This window comes from Chryseobacterium sp. WX (assembly GCF_029542485.1).
GTDB lineage: Bacteria > Bacteroidota > Bacteroidia > Flavobacteriales > Weeksellaceae > Chryseobacterium > Chryseobacterium cucumeris.
In genome coordinates, this window is the sequence record NZ_CP120710.1 from 1,946,634 (window position 1) to 1,966,567 (window position 19,934).

Genomic DNA, 19,934 nt, shown 5'->3' on the forward strand with positions numbered 1-19,934 from the left:
TAGTGTTGCGCAATGAGATTCTTCACTGCGCTACGCTTGGTTCAGAATGACAAAGACCATTAAGTAAAAAATGGAACAGAAGAAAATATTGATTATCACCTATTACTGGCCTCCTGCGGGAGGTCCTGGTGTTCAAAGATGGCTGAAGTTTGCAAAATATCTACCTGATTTTGGTTGGAAACCTATCATCTATACTCCGGAAAATCCAAGCTATCCATTGCTGGACGAAACACTGATGAAAGATGTTCCGGAAAATATCGAGATGGTAAGAACCAAAATCTGGGAACCTTATCAGCTTGCTGAAAAACTGAATAAGAGCAATAAAAAATTCAAAGCCGGACAATTTGATGTAGGCAAAAACCAAAGTTGGAAATCTAAACTTTCAATTTGGGTAAGAGGTAATTTTTTCATTCCTGATGCCAGAGTTTTTTGGGTAAAACCATCCGTTACATTTCTGGAAAAATACCTGAAAGAAAATAAAATAGACACCATCGTTACTTCCGGTCCGCCACACTCTCTGCATTTGATTGGTTTAGGGCTAAAAAATAAAATGCCGGATCTGAAATGGGTTGCTGATTTCCGTGATCCATGGACAGAGATTTCTTACTACAAACATCTGAAATTAACTAAAAGTTCAGATAAAAAACACCGGCAGCTGGAAAGTGCTGTATTTAAGAATGCAGACATCACTTTGGCTACAAGTTATACTGATGCTGAAAACTTCAGAAAGGCCGGAGCTAATGCATTTTGTATTACGAATGGATTTGATGAAAGCGATTCAAGCAAAAAAGCAGGTGAAAATAAAAATTCACAAATTGAAAAAGCATTTACGCTAAGCTATATCGGAGTTTTGGAACAGCTGAGAAACCCTGAAAATCTTTGGAAAGCACTCGACGAACTGGTGAAAGAAAATGCTGAATTTGCGGCTGATTTTAAGTTGAAATTTGTAGGACGAATAGATGATAAAATCCTCCACTCCATTGAAAATTCAAGTCTGAAAAATCATATTCTGAATCTTGGATATCTTGCCCATGGGAAAGCTGTTGAAGAAATGCAAAACTCGGATATGCTTCTTATTACCAATTTCCCGAACGAAGCTTCAAAAGGAATTATCCCTGGAAAAATATTTGAATATCTGGCTTCAGGAAAGCAGATTCTATCTTTCGGTCCGGACAAAGCAGATGTCGCAAAAATTCTGGAAGAAACGCAGGCAGGAAAACATTTCAGTTATCAGGATACAGAAAACATTAAAAAGTTTATTCTTGAAAAATATGAACTGTGGAAAAATGACAGCCTTATTGAAAACACCCAGCATATTGAACAGTTTTCAAGAAAAAATCTTACTCAGCAACTGACTGAAGTTTTGAAATAAAAAAGAAAGGAAGTTAGAGGCTGGAAGTTTATTCCAGTCGCTAACTTCTAACTTCTAACTTCTAACTTCTAACTTCTAACTTCTAACTTCTAACTTCTATATTGTCCACTGGTCATTCACAACAGCAACCAGGTAATATTTGCCCTGAAATTCTTCAAATACAAAACGAACGGTTTTCCAATCCATTTCACCGGATTTTTCAGTTCCTTTGATATAGTTTTCTGTAAAATCAGCTTTTGGATAAATTTCCTTTAAATTATTCAGGGAATTACCTCCACCGATAAATTTATTCAGCGAATATTGTGATGTTGTAAAATCTTTAGAAAACACCCATTTTCCTAGATAATCATTGATCGTTGCTTTATAAGGATCACCTGAGCCATCCTGTGCTCCCCAGGTAAACAAGGTTTTGGTAGGCTGATATTTTTCAAAATCTGCTTTAGAAAAATGTTTATCTTCCTTCAGATTAACAAAAGCGTACATTGAAAAACGAACTCCTTTTTCGGGATGAATCAAAGAGGTAAAAGTAGTATAATCTTTTGTCTTTAGTGCTTTCAAAACCTCATCATTAGTCTGCTTTAAAACGGCTTCTTTATCAGCATGAGTCTGAACAATACCTGCACTGTCTGTTTTATTTTGTGCGATAGAATCTATTTCACTGGGAACAGGTTTTCCGGCTTCTTTTTTGCAGGCTACAATCATACTCAGAGCGAAAACCGCGATCAATAATTTTTTCATATTTTACATTTTGAAATTGGTAAAAAACACCAAAACTGATGCCAAGTGGTAAATGATGTAAAGAGATAAAGACTATGAGAGTTGATGGGTTCGGGCTTCTCATTTTAAAAATTACATCGTACATTTGTTAGATGGAAATATTGGATATTCTGATTATCGGAGCCGGACCAATCGGTTTAAACTGCGCCCTTGAAGCTCAAAAAAACAATCTTAGTCATGTAATCATAGAAAAAGGAACCATTGTCAATTCACTGTACAATTATCCTTTGTACATGCGTTTTTTCTCCACTGCTGAAAAGCTGGAAATTGATGAGATTCCCTTTATTTCTACTGCTCCAAAGCCGGGGAGGCAGGAAGCTCTGGAATACTATCAGGGCATTGCAAGACAAAAAAGCCTGAATATTAACCTGTATGAAAAAGTTCTGAGCGTTTCAAAGAAGGATGAGATATTTGAGATCAAAACCACCAAAGCAAATTATCAGGCTAAAAATGTAGTCATCGCTACGGGGTTTTATGATATTCCTAACCTGATGAATATTCCCGGTGAAGACCTTCCTAAAGTTAAGCATTATTATACGGAACCTTACCCTTACGCAAAGCAGAAAATTATGGTGGTAGGCTCCAGTAATTCTGCTGTAGATGCAGCCCTGGAAACCTACAGAAAAGGAGCTGAAGTGACGATGATTGTCCGTCATGCCGAGATTTCAAAAAGTGTAAAATATTGGGTAAAACCCGATATTGAAAACAGAATTGCAGAGGGCAGCATTAAAGCTCATTTTAATGCAGAAATGATCGAGATTAAAGAAAATTCTGTTGTTTTTAAAGATGAGAACGGAGCTATTCATGAAATTGACAATGATTTTGTACTGGCCATGACAGGCTATCTTCCTGATTTTGATTTTCTGAAAAATTCAGGAATAGAACTTAACGGGGACTGCCTGAATCCATTTTACAATCCTGAAACTATGGAAACTAATATTTCCAACCTTTACCTTGCAGGAGTTGTATGCGGAGGAAAAGATACTCATCTATGGTTTATTGAAAATTCAAGGATTCATGCGAATATGATCATCAATTCGATTCTTTCCAGATTTTCATCGTAAATGATTAAAAAATAAAAAGCGTTATATCATCTCTTTTTCTACCTTATTTTTATCCTTAAGCATCCATGGAACGATAAAATAAAAACCAATAGCGATAACTGCCGCCAGAACTCCTGTTCCGATCCATAATGCATTGAAACCTAATTTTTCTGCTATCAGTGTTCCTATATAAGGTGTTACAATAAACGCAATGGAGAATGACATTCCGTTCAGTCCCATGTAAGCGCCTTTATTGTTCTCTCCCGAACGTAATGCCGTAATCGTTGACATAAAAGGAAGTGTCCAAATTTCTCCCACGCAAAGCAATGTCATAGAAAGCACAAGGGTAATCAGACTGTAATCGAAAGCCAGCATGGCATAGGAAATCCCACACAGGAAAGTCCCGAACAGCATTGTAAAGGCTAAAGTAAAATACTTCTCAGCAATCTGTACCAGCCCCATTTCAAGCAGAACTATCAGAAAACCACTGTATCCCAGAATATATCCGATATTCTGCTGGCTTAGATGAGCTGTATCCTTATAAAATATCGTCAGGGTACTGAACAGCTGGAAGAAACATATGGAAAACAGCATACAGAATACACAATAAATAAGGAATTTACTGTCTCGGTAGGGTGAACTTTCTTTTTTAATAATAATAGCTTTTTTTACTTTTTTTGCTTTCAGTTTAGCTAATCGCGCCCGGTTTTTAAAGAACCAGATATACATCAATCCTGCCAGCAAAGCAGCCAATGCATTGCTGAAAAACAGAAATTCATAAGAAATAGCCGACAAAATACCACCCAGTGCAGGACCAATAGAAAACCCAAGGTTAACGGCCATACGATTGAGCGAGAAAGCACGGGTAATATTTTCAGGTTTTGCATATTTGGTAATCGCCACCGAGTTTGCGGGACGGAACGTTTCACTTACAATACTTTGGGCTAAAATAATTCCCGCCAGACCAGCTTCTGTAGTAAAGAGCGGAATCAAGCAGAATAAAGGAACGCTGAGCAGCAAACTCAGACTCTGCACCCTGTACTCTCCTATTTTATCCGTAATCATACCTCCAAGCCATGATCCGATAACCGAACCTATTCCAAAAAAACTCAGTACAATTCCGGAATTTTCAATACTGAAATGCAAATGATTCGTCATATAAACTCCCAGAAACGGAAGTACCATAGAACCGGCCCTGTTGATGAGCATTACCAACGCCAGCATCCAACTCTCCTGCGAGAGTCCTTTGAAAGAACTCGTATATACGTTAATTAATCTCACAATAATATTTTGGGGAAATTTGACAGTGCAAAATTAGATAAAAATAACCCAAAAGTCTTTGTTTAAACCCTATTTTTATCAATAACCTTCAACAGACAATCAACTTTAATCTGAAAAAACAGTTTTATCTGCTATATAAAAACAATAAACTTTTATAAAAATCGTAAATTGCAGTAACAACAGATGCTTTTATACTAAATTCACTTAGAAACATAATAAAATTTTAACCAATACTGAAGAATGATAACCTACGAAAATTTACATGATACGCTATCTTTTTACAGTATTGACTGCTGCCAATCCTATTACATTTCTTCCGGAAAACCCATTTTTGAATTTCCAAAAGCTCCTTTCAGAATGGATTATTATGCACTATGTATCTGTACTGCCGGAGAAATCAATATTGAAATAGACCGTCAGAAATACAAAGTAGATGCTGACAGCTTTCTTATTGCAGCACCTTCTACCATTGTGAAATTTGGAAAAACCAGTGATGATTTTACGATGAAACTGCTGTTCTTCGACAAGAACTTTCTGATTAAAAATATTTCCAATCCTTTTATCATTGAGAAAATGAATCTTTTCTCCAAAGGTTCATACAGCATCGTAAAAACTACGGCAACCAATTCTTCACTTCTGCAAAATCTTCTGGATTACCTCGATAAAAAATCGAAAAAGCAGGGAAAATTTACAGAGGAGATTATCCGTACCATTATTTTCAATCTTCTGCTGGAGACTGCTGAGATCATGGAACAGGAAAATGCTGCAAATCCGGAAAAAGAAGAAGGAAAAAAAGACCTTTATCTCAAATTCAGTAAACTGATCCGTGAAAACATCACCCGGGAAAGAACGGTTCAGTTTTATGCGGATCAACTTCATGTTTCCAATAAATACCTCATCGAAATCATTAAGAAATCAAGCGGAAAAACACCTCATGAAGTGATTGATGAAGCATTACTGAAGGAAGCGTATGTCATGCTTGGAAACCCTGAAATCACCATATCGGAGATCGCCTTTGAGCTTCAGTTTAACTCAGCATCAGCTTTCGGCCGTTTCTTTAAAAAACATACGGCACTTTCCCCTTCGGAGTACAGAACTAAAGAAAATATTCAGTCATGAGAATTTGGGGATAATAATTCTGAACTTGGGGATATATATCGCTTTCTGAATAGAGGTACCTTTATACTGTTAATTAAAAACAATAAAAGATGAGTACGATCAATTCAAAATTCGATAAAGTTTTAAATGCCTCTGAGCAGTTTGGAAATGTAAACCACGAACCGGATTCAAGCAAAGAAGTTCAGATTAACACTCCTGAAAAGACGATGCCTTTTTCCGACCAGATCGGAAACTACCAGCGTAATAAAGGCATCCCTTTACAATCTTACGAAAACAGTAAAATCTATATTGTTGGAAGCGGAATTGCCGGCATGTCGGCAGCATATTATTTTATCCGTGATGGCCGTGTACCCGGCAAAAATATTATTTTCCTCGACCAGCTGAATGTGGAAGGCGGATCTTTGGATGGAGCTGGTAACGCAAAAGACGGTTACATCATCCGTGGAGGTAGAGAAATGGATATGACTTATGAAAATCTATGGGATATGTTCCAGGATATTCCGGCTTTGGAACTGCCTGCTCCTTATAGTGTATTGGATGAATACCGTCTTGTTAATGACAACGACCCGAATTACTCAAAAGCAAGATTGATCCACAATCAAGGACAGATCAAGGATTTTAGCAAATTCGGACTTGAGAAAAAAGATCAGCTGGCGATTGTAAAACTATTGCTTAAGAAAAAAGAAGAACTGGATGATCTTACAATTGAAGATTATTTTTCTCAATCTTTCCTCAACAGTAATTTCTGGTTCTTCTGGCGTTCTATGTTTGCCTTCGAAAACTGGCACAGCTTACTGGAACTGAAACTGTATATGCACAGATTCCTTCACGCCATTGACGGAATGAAAGACTTCTCATGTCTGGTATTCCCCAAATATAACCAGTACGACACGTATGTAACTCCATTAAAAAACTTCCTGGTGGAAAAAGGGGTGCAGATCCAGTTTAATACTTTGGTAAAAGATCTTGATATTCATATTAATACGGAAGGAAAAACTGTAGAAGGAATTATCACTGAACAAAATGGCGAAGAAGTAAGAATACCGGTTGGTAAAGACGACTACGTTATTGTAACTACCGGATCTATGACAGAAAGTACATTCTACGGTGACAACAATACCGTTCCTGAGGTTACGATAGACAACAGCAGTGCAGGACAAAGTGCAGGATGGAAGCTTTGGAAAAATCTTGCTGCAAAATCTGAAGTATTCGGAAAACCTGAAAAATTCTGTAGCCACATTGAAAAATCTTCATGGGAGTCTGCTACCTTAACCTGCCGTCCTTCTGCTTTCACAGAGAAACTCAAAGAACTGTGTGTAAATGATCCTTATTCAGGAAGAACAGCCACAGGAGGTATTATTACCATTACAGATTCTAATTGGGTAATGAGTTTTACCTGCAACAGGCAACCGCACTTCCCTACTCAGCCGGATGACATCCTTGTAGTTTGGGTATATGCTTTACTGATGGATAAAGAAGGTAATTATATCAAAAAAACAATGCCTCAGTGTACCGGGAACGAGATTCTGTCCGAGCTTTGCTACCACCTTGGAATAACAGATCAGCTGGATAATGTCACAGAAAATACCATTGTACGTACCGCATTCATGCCTTATATCACGTCTATGTTTATGCCTAGAGCGATGGGAGACCGTCCGAGAGTGGTTCCTGAAGGATGTACCAACTTAGGTCTTGTAGGACAGTTTGTAGAAACCAATAACGATGTTGTCTTCACTATGGAAAGCTCTGTGAGAACTGCGAGAATAGCTGTTTACAGCCTTCTTAACCTTAATAAACAAGTGCCGGATATCAATCCGTTACAATATGACATCCGACATTTATTAAAAGCTACCCAGGCTTTGAATGACTATAAACCTTTCTTAGGAGAAGGGATTTTAAGAAAAATATTAAAAGGAACTTATTTTGAACATATTCTGGTAAACCGTCCGGAAGAAAAAGAAGAACATGAATCTTTCTTAACCAGATTTCAGGAATGGGTAAAAGGAGTAAAAGACTAAAAATAAATCTCATGGATTTTAAAAATATAACGATAGCGGGAAGCGGCGTATTAGGATATCAGATCGCTTTCCAGACGGCCTATCACGGTTTCAACGTTACCGTATATGATATTAATGATGAAGTATTGGAAAAAGCCAAAGGTAAATTCACCGCTTTAAGTGAAGCTTACAAAAAAGATCTGGGCGCAACGAAGGAACAACTTGATGCCACATTTAAAAATATCAATTATTCATCAGACCTTGCTGAAGCAGTAAAAGATGCCGATCTTCTGATAGAAGCTGTTCCAGAAGATCCAGCAATTAAAACAGAATTCTACCATAAGCTGGCTAAGATTGCCCCGGAAAAAACAGTATTTGCAACGAATTCTTCTACTCTTCTTCCAAGTCAGTTTGCTGAGGATACAGGAAGACCGGAGAAATTTGTAGCCCTCCATTTTGCCAATGAAATCTGGAAGCACAATACCGGAGAGGTAATGCGGCATCCGGGAACTTCTCAGGAGGTATTTGATTCTGTAATCAGATTTGCGAAAGCGATTGGAATGGTAGCACTACCTATCCAGAAGGAACAACCCGGGTATATTGTCAATTCATTATTGGTTCCGCTGCTTGGCGCTGCAGTCAATCTCTGGGTTGATGAAGTATCAGATATAGAAACCATTGATAAGACATGGATGGTAGCTACAGGAGCACCTGCAGGGCCATTTGGTATTCTGGATATTGTAGGAATTACGACGGCTTATAATATCAATAAGATGGAAGCTGAAGAAACTCAGGATCCGTTAAAGATAAAAGCTGTAGAAAAATTAAAAAAAGAATATATTGATAAAGGAAAACTGGGAGTATTGACCGGGGAGGGATTTTATAAATATCCAAATCCCGCCTATCAGGACAAGGATTTTCTGAAGTAGAATCCTACAATTCAAGATTTTAAGCTATTAAATAGTAAAAGCAGGACTTGTATGAAGTCCTGCTTTTTGTTTTTATGATCTATTCCTTAAAATTATTCAGGTTTATAAGAATCTTTCAATGTTACTGTTCTGTTAAATACCAATGTATCATCTGTAGAATCCTGATCTTTCGTAAAATATCCGATTCTCTGAAACTGTAATGGTTCTCCCACAGCAACTTCTTTCAGGCTCGGTTCAGCAAATCCTTTCACTGTAGTTACAGACTCAGGATTGATGAAGTTTAAGAAATCTACATCTTTTTCCGCATCAGGCTGTTCCACTGTAAACAGTTGGTTGTAGATTCTTACTTCTACAGGAATAGCATGTTTTGCAGATACCCAATGTAAAGTTCCTTTTACTTTTCTTAAACTTTCCTCTGTTCCGCTTCCTGACTTACTCTTCTCATCATACGTAGCGTAGATAGTTGTAATCTCACCATTTTCATCCTTCTCCACCCTTTCGGCTTTGATGATGTAAGCAGACTTCAAACGAACTTCTCCTCCTAATTTGAGTCTGAAGAATTTATTGTTAGCTTCTTCTTTGAAATCTTCACGTTCAATATAGATTTCTCTTGAGAATGGAACTTCTCTTGTTCCTGCATTTTCCTGTTCAGGATTATTCTCAGTTTCTAACCATTCTTCCTTATCTTCCGGATAGTTTTCAATCACTAATTTCACTGGATCTACTACTGCCATTACACGCTTGGCAACCTTATTCAGGTCTTCACGCACGCAGAAATCCAGTAACTGAATTTCGATAAGGTTTTCTCTTTTCGCTACCCCTACTTTTTCAATAAAGTTTCTGATAGAAGTAGGAGTAAATCCTTTTCTTCTCATCCCAGAGATAGTAGGCATTCTAGGATCATCCCATCCGGTTACTACTCCTTCAGCTACCAATCTTTGCAGCTTTCTTTTGGAAGTAATCATATAGGAAACATTCATCCTTGCAAATTCTCTCTGCTTATTTTTAACATTTCCTTCTTCATAAACCTGATCTAAATACCAGTTATACAAAGGTCTGTGATTTTCAAACTCCAGAGAACAAAGGGAATGTGAAACCTGTTCTATATAATCGGATTCACCATGAGCCCAGTCGTACATAGGATAAATTTTCCAAGCTGTACCGGTTCTGTGGTGAGGTTTATTCAAAATTCTGTACATCACAGGGTCACGCATATTCATGTTGGGTGAAACCATGTCAATTTTTGCACGAAGAGACATTGAACCACTTTCAAATTCTCCGTTTTTCATCCTTTCGAATAAATCTAAAGACTCTTCAACAGGACGATTTCTGTATGGGGATTCAATTCCCGGCTCTGCAGGATTTTTTCTTTGCTCAGTAATCACTTCAGACGGCTGCTCATCTACGTAAGCTTTTCCTTCTTTAATTAACCGAACTGCCCAATCATAAAGCTGCTGGAAGTAATCGGATGCATACAAAACTTTATCCCATTTGAAACCTAACCATTCTACATCTTTCATAATAGAATCTACGAATTCCTGTTCTTCTTTCTCAGGGTTCGTATCGTCGAAACGAAGGTTTACCGGAGCATTGTATTTTTCACCAAGCCCAAAGTTGATGCAGATGGCTTTTGTATGCCCTACATGCAGATAACCATTGGGTTCAGGTGGAAAACGGAAACGGATCTGATCTCTTCTTAAACCGTTTGCCAGATCATCTTCTATAATTTGCTCAATAAAATTGAGTGATTTTTTTTCTTCTTCCATTAAAGTAGCTTTTATTTTTTTGCAAAAAAAGTTTCACAAAGTTACGGAAAAATAAGCTTTTGTAAAAGTGGTAATTTAAATGCCTTACCTGTTGTATTTCAATATTTTTCACTAATTTCGGAAAGCTAATACCATTTTAACCATTAACCGTTATGGCTGTTTATATCTTAAGCAACCGGAAAATTATCCGGCATAAAGGTGAAAGAGTAGACTCTTTTTCCAATGAAGAATACTCGATTCCCAATTTCAGGATCGCCAAATGCAATTTTGACAATTATAAGGAACCTACTGCACAGGCCAAAAAGAAAAAAGACTATACCAACAGAAACATTTTAGATTACAAACTTTTTTCTGAGCCTGAAAAACAGGGGTATGAAGAGGTTTTAGACGTTCTGTTGAGCGAAAAAGGAATTAAAAACTCCCCTCTTAAAGCCAATAATCTTGGTGGCACCCAAAGAATGTTTTATGAATTGTACAAAAACATGTCTTCTACAAAAGACAGAAGCGATGTCATGATATTCATCCATGGTTATTTATATGATTTTGATGATGAGTTAAAAGCCATACTTGATCTGAAAAAAATATTTATTGATAATCCAGCCTCTCCTGTTGAGCATATTTTATTTGTAAGCTGGCCCGCCTCCGGCAGTATAATCCCATTGAGTTATTTTGATGATAAAGCTTCCAGCATCAATTCGGGAACATCTTTGATGAGATTGTTCTATTTCTATACTCAGTTTTTAAAAGATATTTTTTCCAACCGGGATCTTGCTCCCTGCAATCAAAGAATACATCTTGTGGCTCACTCTATGGGAAACAGAGTGCTTCAAAGTATGTTATACAGCCTTAAAAGGGAAAATATCCTTCGTGTTATCGACCAGGTCATCCTGTTAAATGCTGACGTGAGCTATAAAGTATTTGAAGATGCTGAGGATTCATTTAATAAGCTGCCCTTACTGGCTAACAGGATTTCTATTTACTTAAACAGACAGGATATTATTCTGGCGGCTTCTCAGTTCACGAAAAATATTCTCACTCCAAGGCTGGGTAAAAATGGTCCGAGCGGTATTGATCAATATAAAGATATTGTGTCTGTCATCGACTGTACCTTTGTAAAAGATGATCTTCTCAATAGTCTTAAATATGAAGTAGGAAATCATTGGGGATATCTTTCAAGCTCGCAGGTACAGCATGATATTTTCCAAAATTTATATGGAATTGACAGAAATCTTATTTCCAACAGATCTAAAGATAGTGAAAACATTTTCACAATTTTTTCTTAACAAATAATTAAAATAATCTCCAAAAAATGAATTATAAGTTAAAAATCTGCTAAGAAATATCAGTATGGCACAATGATTGCTAATTCATTTGTTAGGGAATTACAATTTTTAATTATGGGACAGATTAAAAAAAGGTTTTCTGATATATTAAACTATATAAAGAAAGCCATTTTCGTAAAAGATGTGATTTAATTGAGTAACAACCTCTAAATCAACAAAATATTCGATCTATAACTGCCAGGTCCTCCTACAGACCGGATTAAAAAAAATTCAAATATTCTGAACAGGAAGGGATTGCAGGTGCAAACTGAAACCAACCAAATTCATATTCAACACTATCTAAATATTTCAGGGAAATTGTTAAATAATATTAAATAATTCCCCACATGTTGTATAATTCAAAATAGTTATCGACATTTACTTACCAATCAAATAAAATCAATAACATGAAAAATCTAAAGAAAATCAAAAGAGGAGAATTAAAAACCATCAAAGGAGGAAGACCACCTCTTGGATGCAACAGTTGGAATCCGGTTGCCATGTGCTGCAGATCATGGGCTCCTGACTATTGTGGACAAACTACCTGCCCGGATTCTCCTCCACCATTATGCTAATTAATTTTTAACAGTTATATTTTGAACCACAGCAGCTCATTTCTGAGTTCTAAATCGGATTCAAAATTATTGACAAATAAAGCTCCAGTGCCTAAACCTTGAGGCATTGGATTTTTTTTGGTAAATGTATACTGAGCAATGGCGTTCAAGCCGATATTACTTTCCAAAGCTGAAGTAATCCACCAACCTATATTCTGATTTTCTGCCAGAGAAATCCATTCATCTGAACCAGAAAATCCTCCTACTAAGGCAGGTTTCAGAATAATATATTGAGGATTTATGCTTTCTAAAAGTTGTTTCTTTTTTTCAGGATCAATAATTCCGATCAGTTCTTCATCCAATGCAATCGGAGTAGGTGTTTTTGCACATAGCTCAGCCATATCATCCCAATTTCCAGCCTTGATAGGCTGTTCAATGGAATGAATATGAAGATCAGCAAGTTGTTGTAAAACAGTAACCGCTTCCTCTTTACTGAATCCCCCATTGGCATCCACACGAAGTTCCAGTTGTTCTTTGGAGAACTTTTCTCTTAATTTCTGAAGAATAACATGCTCAGATTTCCAGTCGACACCAATTTTTAATTTGATACAGTGAAAGCCTTTTTCCAGTTTTTCCTGAATCTGTTCTTCCATATACGCTGCGTCGCCCATCCATATCAGACCGTTGATGGTAATGGCAGACTTTCCTTCGGTAAATTCACTTGGAAAATATAGGCTGCCTCCATATCTTAAATTCTGAATGGCCTGCTCATATCCAAACCAGATGGAAGGAAATTCTTTCAGTTCTCCTTTCAAAAAGTCGGTATCCTGATTGATATTCTCACAAAGCCACTTCAGTTTTTCTTCATAATCGGGTCTGTCATCAAAACTCAGTCCTCTGAAGATAGCGCATTCCCCTAGTCCTTTTCTTCCATCTTCGGAAATGGTCAGAATAAAAGTCTCTTTATCAAGCAAAACGCCGCGAGATGTTCCACTCGGGCGTTTAAATTGTAATAAATATTGTAAGTATGTTGCTTCCATTTATTTCACGCTGTCGATACGCATAAATTCTTCAGCTTTTTCTACCATTTCAATACTTCCACAGAAGAAAGGAATTCTTTGGTGAAGTTCTGTAGGCTCTATTTCAAGAATTCTTCTGAATCCATCGGTTGCTTTTGCTCCTGCCTGCTCTGCCAGGAAGGCCATTGGATTACATTCGTATAAAAGTCTTAATTTACCATTCGGAGCTTGTGAATAAGAAGGATAAATATAAATACCTCCTTTCAACATGTTTCTGTGGAAGTCTGCTACCAAAGAACCGATATATCTTGAAGTATATGGGCGGTCACCTTCTTCCATCTGGCAGTATTTAAGGTAGTTTTTTACTCCCTGAGGAAATTTGATATAGTTACCTTCGTTAATAGAATAGATTTTACCCGTTTTTGGGAAAGTCATGTTAGGATGAGAAAGATAATATGTTCCTAAAGATGGATCTAATGTAAATCCGTTTACTCCATTTCCTGTTGTGTAAACAATCATGGTAGATGAACCGTAAATAACATATCCTGCAGCAATCTGGTTGATTCCTTTCTGTAAAAAGTCTTCCAACTGTACCGGTGTTCCAGGTTCTGTAACTCTCCTGTAGATCGAGAAAATAGTTCCTACGGAAACATTTACGTCAATATTGGAAGATCCGTCCAAAGGATCAATTAATACAACATATTTACTCAAATGTCCGTTTTCACCACATTTAATATCAATAAAGTCATCATTTTCTTCAGAAGCAATACCACAAACAACCTCTCTCTGAGACAAAGCCGTAATAAAAATTTCGTTAGCGATAACGTCTAATTTCTGCTGCTCTTCTCCCTGAACGTTTTGGTTTCCTGCAGCCCCTGTAATATCTACGATTCCGGCTTTATTTACTTCTCTGTTTACCACTTTCGAAGCCAATCTTATTGCACTTAGAAGACGAGAGAATTCACCTGTAGAATACTGAAAATCGTCCTGTTTATCTATAAGAAATTCTCCTAAAGTCTGTAATGGTTGATTTGACATATTTTTCTTTTTACGTTTTGCCCAAATTTCGGAAAATTTATTGCATTAAGAAAATTTAATTAAAAAAGAGATTAAGTACTGTATTTCAACACAATACAAATAAAACATAACATAACACCTGGTCATTATTAAAAATTACACCTCCAAATTTGTTTGCTAAGACCCACAAAAAAATAAATTATTTCATTATTTGTTGATTTTAAGGAAATCTTAATTCTATCTCTGCGCCAGGCTATTTCATATCTCGTTGTAAATTTATAATTTTGACGTCCGTAAAAAACTCATGTAATTTTTTATCTAACAATTTTATTTTTAACAATTTAATGAAAATTTTCAAGTTTGGTGGAGCATCCGTAAAAGATGCTGACAGTGTAAAAAATGTGTCCATGGTTCTAAAAAGCCAGGGATTTGCCAAATGCTTGCTGGTAATTTCAGCAATGGGCAAGACTACAAATGAGTTGGAAAAAGTTGTAGAACTTTATTTCAAAAAAGATAACTATCAAACTGAGATCGAAAAGATAAAACGAAAACACATGGAGATTGCGGAAGGACTTTTTCCTGAAAATCATGCGGTTTTTGCTGAAATTAATCTCTTCTTTGATGATATTGATTCTTTTTTAAGAAGAAATAAATCTCCTAACTACAACTTCGTATACGATCAGGTGGTAAGTTGCGGAGAAATGATCTCTACTAAAATTGTGAGTGAGTATCTGAATGAAATTCAATTTACGAATCAGTGGCTGGATGCCAGAGATTATGTAAAAACGGATAATTCTTACAGAGAAGGCACGGTAGACTGGGCAAGAACAGAAGAGTTTATTTCCCATCTAAATCCTGAAATCTGCTATGTAACACAAGGATTTATTGGATCTGACGACAATAATTTTACGGTAACGTTAGGAAGAGAGGGTTCTGACTACTCTGCTGCTATTTTTGCATACTGCTTAAATGCAGAAGCAATGACGATCTGGAAAGATGTACCGGGAGTAATGACCGGAGATCCGAGAAAATTCAACGATGTAGCTCTTCTTTCCAACATTTCTTATGAAGAAGCAATTGAAATGGCTTATTATGGAGCAAGTGTTATTCACCCAAAAACATTACAGCCGCTACAGCAAAAAAACATTCCTTTTTATGTAAAATCTTTCTTAGACCCTACCAAAGAAGGAACAAAAGTAGGTGCTTCCGACAAAAACCAACAGGAAGAATCTTATATTCTGAAAGAAAACCAGGATCTTTTGAAAATCTCTACCAGAGACTTCTCTTTTATTGCAGAAGATCATATGAGCCTGATTTTTGGATACTTGTCTAAGTACAAAATTAAAGTTTCCCTGATGCAGAATTCTGCAATCTCTCTGGCACTGTGCCTTGAGGATAAATTTAATCATATTGATGAGCTCAACGAAGAGCTTCAAAAAATTTTTAAAACCGAAGCAATTAAAAATGTATCTTTATTCACAGTAAGAAATGCGAAGAAGGATCACATTGATAAATTTTACCGTGAAAAAAATGTATTATTGGAACAAATCTCCAAGAATACTCTTCAAATGGTAACACAATAATATTAATTGCGACTAAACACACATGAGTTTAATTTCGAAAAACGATCTGATCAAAGCTTCCGGCTTAAATAAAATTGGGTTTCTCAAGAACCCGGTAGCATCTGCTGTGATGAGCATTGCTAAAATAAACAAAGTAAATAAATTATACGATAAATTAAAAGACAAGGAAGGCAAAGACTTTTTCGACTCATTTGTGAGAGAAAGAAACCTAAGCTATGTAGCTTTTGAAGAGGATCTGGCAAAGATTCCGAAAACGGGACCGTTTATTCTCGTTTCCAATCACCCGCTGGGTGCTATTGACGGTATTCTGATGTGCAAGGTCCTGACAGAGGTTCGTCCGGATTTCAAAGTAATGGGGAATTTCCTTTTGGAAAAGATCAAACCTATGGAACCGTATGTAATCGCTGTAAATCCTTTTGAAAACAGAAAAGAAGCGTACAGCAGCTCTTCAGGAATGCGAGAAACCCTCAAGCATTTGCAAAACGGAGGCTGTGTAGGTATATTCCCGGCAGGAGAAGTTTCTAATAAAAACAATCCTTATGGAGAAATTTTAGATAAGGAATGGGAAAAAACGGCACTTAAGCTGATCAGAATGGCTAAAGTGCCGGTAGTTCCTATGTATTTCCATGCTAAGAACAGCCGACTTTTTTATCAGGTGGCTAAGCTTCACCCGAATTTACAGACACTGATGCTTCCAGCAGAAATGATGAATGACAGGGAAAAACCTATCAGAATCAGAATCGGACGTCCTATTACCGTAAAGGCAATGGATGATATGGAAACGATTGAGGAATTGGGAGAGTTTCTGAAACGTAAGGTGTATATGATGAAATCTTACTATGAAAAGAGAAAATCTCTTGCTCAAAGCATCAATCTTCAGAATTTATCGGTAAAGTTTCCTTTATTGAAGGAAGAAAACATTGTTCAGAATATCATTGATGAAACTCCTCTGGAAGACATTATTAAAGATGTTGATAAACTGAGAGGAACTGATAAAATGCTTTTCAGTAACGGAAATTATGAGATCTACTTTACGACTTACGAAGAAATCCCTTCTATTATGAGGGAAATCGGACGTCAGAGAGAGCTTACTTTCCGTGCAGTAGGTGAGGGAAGTAATCTTCCATTTGACCTTGATGAGTATGACAAACATTACCATCACCTGTTCCTTTGGGACAATGGTGAGAAAAAGCTGGCTGGTGCTTACAGAATGGCATTGGGTAGAGAGGTAATGAAGAAATATGGTATCAAAGGCTTCTATACAAGCTCTTTATTTGAGTTTGAACAGGACATTCATCCTTTCTTCAAAAAAGTGATTGAAATGGGTCGTGCTTACATCTGCCAGGAATATCAGCAGAAACCTCTTCCACTCTTCCTTTTATGGAGAGGGATTGTGCATGTATGTCTGAGAAATCCTGATCATAAATTCCTTATGGGTGGCGTGAGTATTTCGAACAAGTTCTCTGAGTTCTCAAAATCGCTGATGATTGAGTTTATGCGTTCCAATTATTTTGATTCCGCAGTAGCTCAGTATATCACTCCAAGGAATGAATATAAAGTAAAGCTTCGTGACAGAGATAAAAACATTTTCTTTGAGGAAATGGAGTCTGATTTGAATAAGCTGGACAAGATTATTGATGATCTTGAACCTGAATTGAGACTTCCTGTTCTGATCAAAAAATACATCAAACAAAATGCTAAAGTAATTGCTTTCAACGTTGACCCTAACTTCAATGATGCCATTGACGGATTGATGTACATCCGCATCAGTGATCTTCCGGAAAACACGATCAAACCGGTATTGGAGGAGATGAGCGAGCAAATCAGAAAGGAGCAGGAAAATAATCCGACTGATAATCAGTAAGTTTTTAACTTTATTCAAAAAAAGTACGATGAATACTTGCTTTGTATACTAAAACTTACTACTTTTGCATCACTTTAAAACAACGAAGTAAGTCAAACAAAAATATAATGGTTTCTTAGCTCAGTTGGTAGAGCAATGGATTGAAAATCCATGTGTCCCTGGTTCGATTCCTGGAGAAACCACTTTAAAACCTCTGATTAGTCAGAGGTTTTTTTGTTTTCTATTTATTCCGATTCATGTCCCATAATTCCCTGAACTCGTACCAAACTAGCTTTTAAATCAGACAGCCCATAATTCTAGATTCCCAGCCACCCTATTCCTATCATTTTTTATTGAACAAAAAATCATAGGTATTTGCAAGATAAGCTACCATTTTTTTTAAATAAAAGCACAGTTAGATTTAAAATGTGCTTTATATATTATTTTTTAGGATGCTGTTTTCTCCATTCTGTAATATTCATAGGTTGGTTATCTGGACCGCAGGTAGCGTTATACTCACATTCTTCAACAACATATTCATCGTGGTCTGCATTGTCCCACTATTCTTTAAATTTAGGAAGGTTAAAATAATTATTTTTCTGTAAAATATTTACTTCCTCCTGATCTAAAAGAAACGTAACCTCCCCATCAATTTTAGAGTTTTCTCCGTATCCTTAAACAAATCTTTTGTCATACTGAGCCTTCCATTTTAGTATGACTGCTGCTGTTATACCCCAAAAATTTAGGATTGGCATGAACAGCATTCAGTTCTACCTGAACATCTGTCGCATTACTTCCATAGACAAGAGAGATCGGTTTTCAGAAGTCGGAAGTTTGCCAAAATGAAGTACTTCACCATCATAGTAAAACTGTTCTCCGTAAGCTTCGGCTGTTCTTGCAATTGAGCTTTCCCAAGAGAATCATGGGCCAGAATAAGTTCAAAATTGTGCTGGCGTCTCGCACTCTGCTGTAGGCGGAAATGCTTGAAGTGTTTGATTATTTTGCCTTCAATCACAATATCCAGTTTTACCACACGGTTGATTCCGGGAATATGATTCTCAGAAATCTTATCGGAATTTGAGGCATTTTTATTCATAGTGATTAGGTGTTTTTTCAGAACTTTATTTGGAATAAACAGTCGTTCTATAAGGTTAAAAAAGGCAGAACAGTGTCCCTTGAAACGGGTGTACTATTCTGCCTGATATTTAAATTCTGAATATGCTTAAGAAGGCCATGCTCCAAAGTACGAAGAATTCCCCAGATCTATCTGCTCTGCACTTACCACAAAACTAATATACATACTGTTGTCATCCACAGCGTCGAAATCTACTTCATGCTGAATTACATAACCATTGTTCCACTTTAATGTTGTTAGTGTTCCTTCTTCGTGAGATTTGTTGAAAGTAATCTCTCCTACTGTAGGCTTATACTTTCCGTTCAGTAAACTTTCCAGGATGTCTGATTTATCCGTAGCTTCCACCGTAATTTTGATAAGAGCATTGGAAGGATCTGATGCTACACGTCCTGATACATCTGTAGCTCTTGATACGCTATAATTAAGTTTTAATAGCTTTTGTCCTTCTCCGTTGTTGAATTTTAAAATTCCTCTTGAGTTTCTTTCTGCCATGATTATAAATTTTAATGGTTAATGTATTGTGATTGTTTGCTTTCTATATCACCAAATATAGATGTATTTATAAAAAGCAAATAGTGTTTATTATTAAATTTAAAAAAATGTAGTAATAGTACGACTAACACTTGTTAGGTGAATTAAGTATTATAAATCAAGTGTTTGCTGTTTTTCACAATTAAAAATCGGATTATTTTATGGCCTGTTTAACATTGTTTGAAGAAGCAACAATTTAACTCCAAAAATAGTCCAGCAGAAAAAATCTTCTCCTCCATCATTTGTAAGTACAATATTTTTGGAAAAAATCGCTAGATATCAGGTCTGAAAATCTTTTAATAAGGCTCTTTGAGAATTATATTCAAAAGACAGAAAAAAAATAAAACATACCAAAAGACTGATGAACAATACATTAAAGCTATAATCCAGTTATACCAGCATATTTATTCAAAAAAATTAACCGAAAAACTTGTGCGGTATTATAAAATGTTATACTTTTGCATCACTTTAAAACAACGAAGTAATAAACGAAAACATAAATGGTTTCTTAGCTCAGTTGGTAGAGCAATGGATTGAAAATCCATGTGTCCCTGGTTCGATTCCTGGAGAAACCACTTCAAAACCTCTAATTTATTTTAGAGGTTTTTTGTTTTTTTATATGGAACTTCTTTTCAGCGGTCTCTAA

At 36.4% G+C, this 19,934-nt stretch carries 15 protein-coding genes, 2 tRNA genes and 1 pseudogene; 11 read left to right on the top strand and 7 right to left on the bottom strand.

Annotated features, from left to right (window positions below):
• The first annotated feature begins 70 nt into the window (after window positions 1-70).
• Window positions 71-1,372, top strand: coding sequence for a glycosyl transferase family 1 (locus PZ898_RS08780; protein ID WP_277695321.1), 1,302 nt, complete (start codon window positions 71-73; stop codon window positions 1,370-1,372).
• A 96-nt stretch (window positions 1,373-1,468) separates the two neighbouring features.
• On the opposite strand, the gene PZ898_RS08785 is transcribed toward PZ898_RS08780, so the two are convergent.
• The gene (locus PZ898_RS08785; RefSeq protein ID WP_120231943.1) at window positions 1,469-2,110 is read right to left on the bottom strand and encodes a hypothetical protein; all 642 of its coding nucleotides are present in this window, start codon (window positions 2,108-2,110) and stop codon (window positions 1,469-1,471) included.
• A gap of 131 nt (window positions 2,111-2,241) precedes the next feature.
• Between PZ898_RS08785 and PZ898_RS08790 the strand changes: the two genes are divergently transcribed.
• Window positions 2,242-3,213 carry a YpdA family putative bacillithiol disulfide reductase gene (locus PZ898_RS08790; RefSeq protein WP_277695322.1) on the top strand — a complete coding sequence of 324 codons (972 nt, stop codon included), beginning with the start codon at window positions 2,242-2,244 and terminating at the stop codon, window positions 3,211-3,213.
• 21 nt (window positions 3,214-3,234) lie between these two features.
• Here PZ898_RS08790 and PZ898_RS08795 read toward each other — a convergent pair whose 3' ends face one another.
• Complete coding sequence (locus PZ898_RS08795; RefSeq protein ID WP_277695599.1) at window positions 3,235-4,416, bottom strand: MFS transporter; 1,182 nt, start codon at window positions 4,414-4,416, stop codon at window positions 3,235-3,237.
• A 297-nt stretch (window positions 4,417-4,713) separates the two neighbouring features.
• Here PZ898_RS08795 and PZ898_RS08800 point away from each other — a divergent pair, with 297 nt between their 5' ends.
• The 3 genes from PZ898_RS08800 (at window position 4,714) to PZ898_RS08810 (ending at window position 8,518) form a co-directional block, all read left to right on the top strand.
• Window positions 4,714-5,592 (top strand): AraC family transcriptional regulator, encoded by an 879-nt coding sequence (locus PZ898_RS08800; RefSeq protein ID WP_120231945.1) that lies wholly within the window; start codon window positions 4,714-4,716, stop codon window positions 5,590-5,592.
• An 89-nt stretch (window positions 5,593-5,681) separates the two neighbouring features.
• On the top strand, window positions 5,682-7,610 hold the full coding sequence (locus tag PZ898_RS08805; RefSeq protein WP_277695323.1) for an oleate hydratase: 1,929 nt from the start codon (window positions 5,682-5,684) through the stop codon (window positions 7,608-7,610).
• An 11-nt stretch (window positions 7,611-7,621) separates the two neighbouring features.
• Window positions 7,622-8,518, top strand: coding sequence for a 3-hydroxyacyl-CoA dehydrogenase (locus PZ898_RS08810; protein WP_277695324.1), 897 nt, complete (start codon window positions 7,622-7,624; stop codon window positions 8,516-8,518).
• 92 nt (window positions 8,519-8,610) lie between these two features.
• Here the strand turns inward: PZ898_RS08810 and PZ898_RS08815 are convergent, their stop codons facing one another.
• Window positions 8,611-10,284, bottom strand: coding sequence for a glutamine--tRNA ligase/YqeY domain fusion protein (locus PZ898_RS08815; RefSeq protein ID WP_062674372.1), 1,674 nt, complete (start codon window positions 10,282-10,284; stop codon window positions 8,611-8,613).
• A gap of 152 nt (window positions 10,285-10,436) precedes the next feature.
• On the opposite strand from PZ898_RS08815, the gene PZ898_RS08820 reads away from it, so the two are divergent.
• Both PZ898_RS08820 and PZ898_RS08825 read left to right on the top strand, forming a co-directional pair.
• Window positions 10,437-11,567, top strand: coding sequence for an alpha/beta hydrolase (locus tag PZ898_RS08820; protein ID WP_123279395.1), 1,131 nt, complete (start codon window positions 10,437-10,439; stop codon window positions 11,565-11,567).
• A 446-nt stretch (window positions 11,568-12,013) separates the two neighbouring features.
• Window positions 12,014-12,181: a hypothetical protein gene (locus PZ898_RS08825; RefSeq protein ID WP_156121559.1), complete on the top strand. Its 168-nt coding sequence runs from the start codon at window positions 12,014-12,016 to the stop codon at window positions 12,179-12,181.
• A gap of 14 nt (window positions 12,182-12,195) precedes the next feature.
• Here the strand turns inward: PZ898_RS08825 and PZ898_RS08830 are convergent, their stop codons facing one another.
• Both PZ898_RS08830 and fbp read right to left on the bottom strand, forming a co-directional pair.
• Complete coding sequence (locus tag PZ898_RS08830; protein ID WP_277695325.1) at window positions 12,196-13,200, bottom strand: o-succinylbenzoate synthase; 1,005 nt, start codon at window positions 13,198-13,200, stop codon at window positions 12,196-12,198.
• Window positions 13,201-14,217, bottom strand: a complete 1,017-nt coding sequence (gene fbp / locus PZ898_RS08835) for a class 1 fructose-bisphosphatase (protein ID WP_034695188.1) — start codon at window positions 14,215-14,217, stop codon at window positions 13,201-13,203.
• A 323-nt stretch (window positions 14,218-14,540) separates the two neighbouring features.
• Here fbp and PZ898_RS08840 point away from each other — a divergent pair, with 323 nt between their 5' ends.
• The 3 genes from PZ898_RS08840 to PZ898_RS08850 all read left to right on the top strand — a co-directional run bounded on the left by PZ898_RS08840 (window position 14,541) and on the right by PZ898_RS08850 (window position 17,825).
• Window positions 14,541-15,779, top strand: coding sequence for an aspartate kinase (locus PZ898_RS08840; protein WP_277695326.1), 1,239 nt, complete (start codon window positions 14,541-14,543; stop codon window positions 15,777-15,779).
• A gap of 22 nt (window positions 15,780-15,801) precedes the next feature.
• Window positions 15,802-17,643: a lysophospholipid acyltransferase family protein gene (locus PZ898_RS08845; protein ID WP_277695327.1), complete on the top strand. Its 1,842-nt coding sequence runs from the start codon at window positions 15,802-15,804 to the stop codon at window positions 17,641-17,643.
• 109 nt (window positions 17,644-17,752) lie between these two features.
• A tRNA-Phe gene (locus tag PZ898_RS08850) sits at window positions 17,753-17,825 on the top strand.
• 502 nt (window positions 17,826-18,327) lie between these two features.
• Here PZ898_RS08850 and PZ898_RS08855 read toward each other — a convergent pair.
• Window positions 18,328-18,718 (bottom strand): annotated as a pseudogene (locus PZ898_RS08855) (hypothetical protein); the annotation flags it as partial.
• Window positions 18,719-18,844: 126 nt separating this feature from the next.
• The gene (gene tssD / locus PZ898_RS08860; RefSeq protein WP_034695169.1) at window positions 18,845-19,249 is read right to left on the bottom strand and encodes a type VI secretion system tube protein TssD; all 405 of its coding nucleotides are present in this window, start codon (window positions 19,247-19,249) and stop codon (window positions 18,845-18,847) included.
• A 541-nt stretch (window positions 19,250-19,790) separates the two neighbouring features.
• On the opposite strand from tssD, the gene PZ898_RS08865 reads away from it, so the two are divergent.
• Window positions 19,791-19,863 (top strand) — tRNA-Phe (locus PZ898_RS08865).
• Window positions 19,864-19,934 lie beyond the last annotated feature (71 nt).

Coding starts and splice junctions, on each gene's coding strand:
- PZ898_RS08785 (WP_120231943.1), bottom strand. CDS start 2,110: ATGAAAAAATTATTGATCGCGGTTTTCGCTCTGAGTATGATTGTAGCC.
- fbp (WP_034695188.1), bottom strand. CDS start 14,217: ATGTCAAATCAACCATTACAGACTTTAGGAGAATTTCTTATAGATAAA.
- PZ898_RS08815 (WP_062674372.1), bottom strand. CDS start 10,284: ATGGAAGAAGAAAAAAAATCACTCAATTTTATTGAGCAAATTATAGAA.
- PZ898_RS08820 (WP_123279395.1), top strand. CDS start 10,437: ATGGCTGTTTATATCTTAAGCAACCGGAAAATTATCCGGCATAAAGGT.
- PZ898_RS08805 (WP_277695323.1), top strand. CDS start 5,682: ATGAGTACGATCAATTCAAAATTCGATAAAGTTTTAAATGCCTCTGAG.
- PZ898_RS08810 (WP_277695324.1), top strand. CDS start 7,622: ATGGATTTTAAAAATATAACGATAGCGGGAAGCGGCGTATTAGGATAT.
- PZ898_RS08800 (WP_120231945.1), top strand. CDS start 4,714: ATGATAACCTACGAAAATTTACATGATACGCTATCTTTTTACAGTATT.
- PZ898_RS08825 (WP_156121559.1), top strand. CDS start 12,014: ATGAAAAATCTAAAGAAAATCAAAAGAGGAGAATTAAAAACCATCAAA.
- PZ898_RS08795 (WP_277695599.1), bottom strand. CDS start 4,416: ATGCTGGCGTTGGTAATGCTCATCAACAGGGCCGGTTCTATGGTACTT.
- PZ898_RS08840 (WP_277695326.1), top strand. CDS start 14,541: ATGAAAATTTTCAAGTTTGGTGGAGCATCCGTAAAAGATGCTGACAGT.
- PZ898_RS08830 (WP_277695325.1), bottom strand. CDS start 13,200: ATGGAAGCAACATACTTACAATATTTATTACAATTTAAACGCCCGAGT.
- PZ898_RS08845 (WP_277695327.1), top strand. CDS start 15,802: ATGAGTTTAATTTCGAAAAACGATCTGATCAAAGCTTCCGGCTTAAAT.
- PZ898_RS08790 (WP_277695322.1), top strand. CDS start 2,242: ATGGAAATATTGGATATTCTGATTATCGGAGCCGGACCAATCGGTTTA.
- PZ898_RS08780 (WP_277695321.1), top strand. CDS start 71: ATGGAACAGAAGAAAATATTGATTATCACCTATTACTGGCCTCCTGCG.
- tssD (WP_034695169.1), bottom strand. CDS start 19,249: ATGGCAGAAAGAAACTCAAGAGGAATTTTAAAATTCAACAACGGAGAA.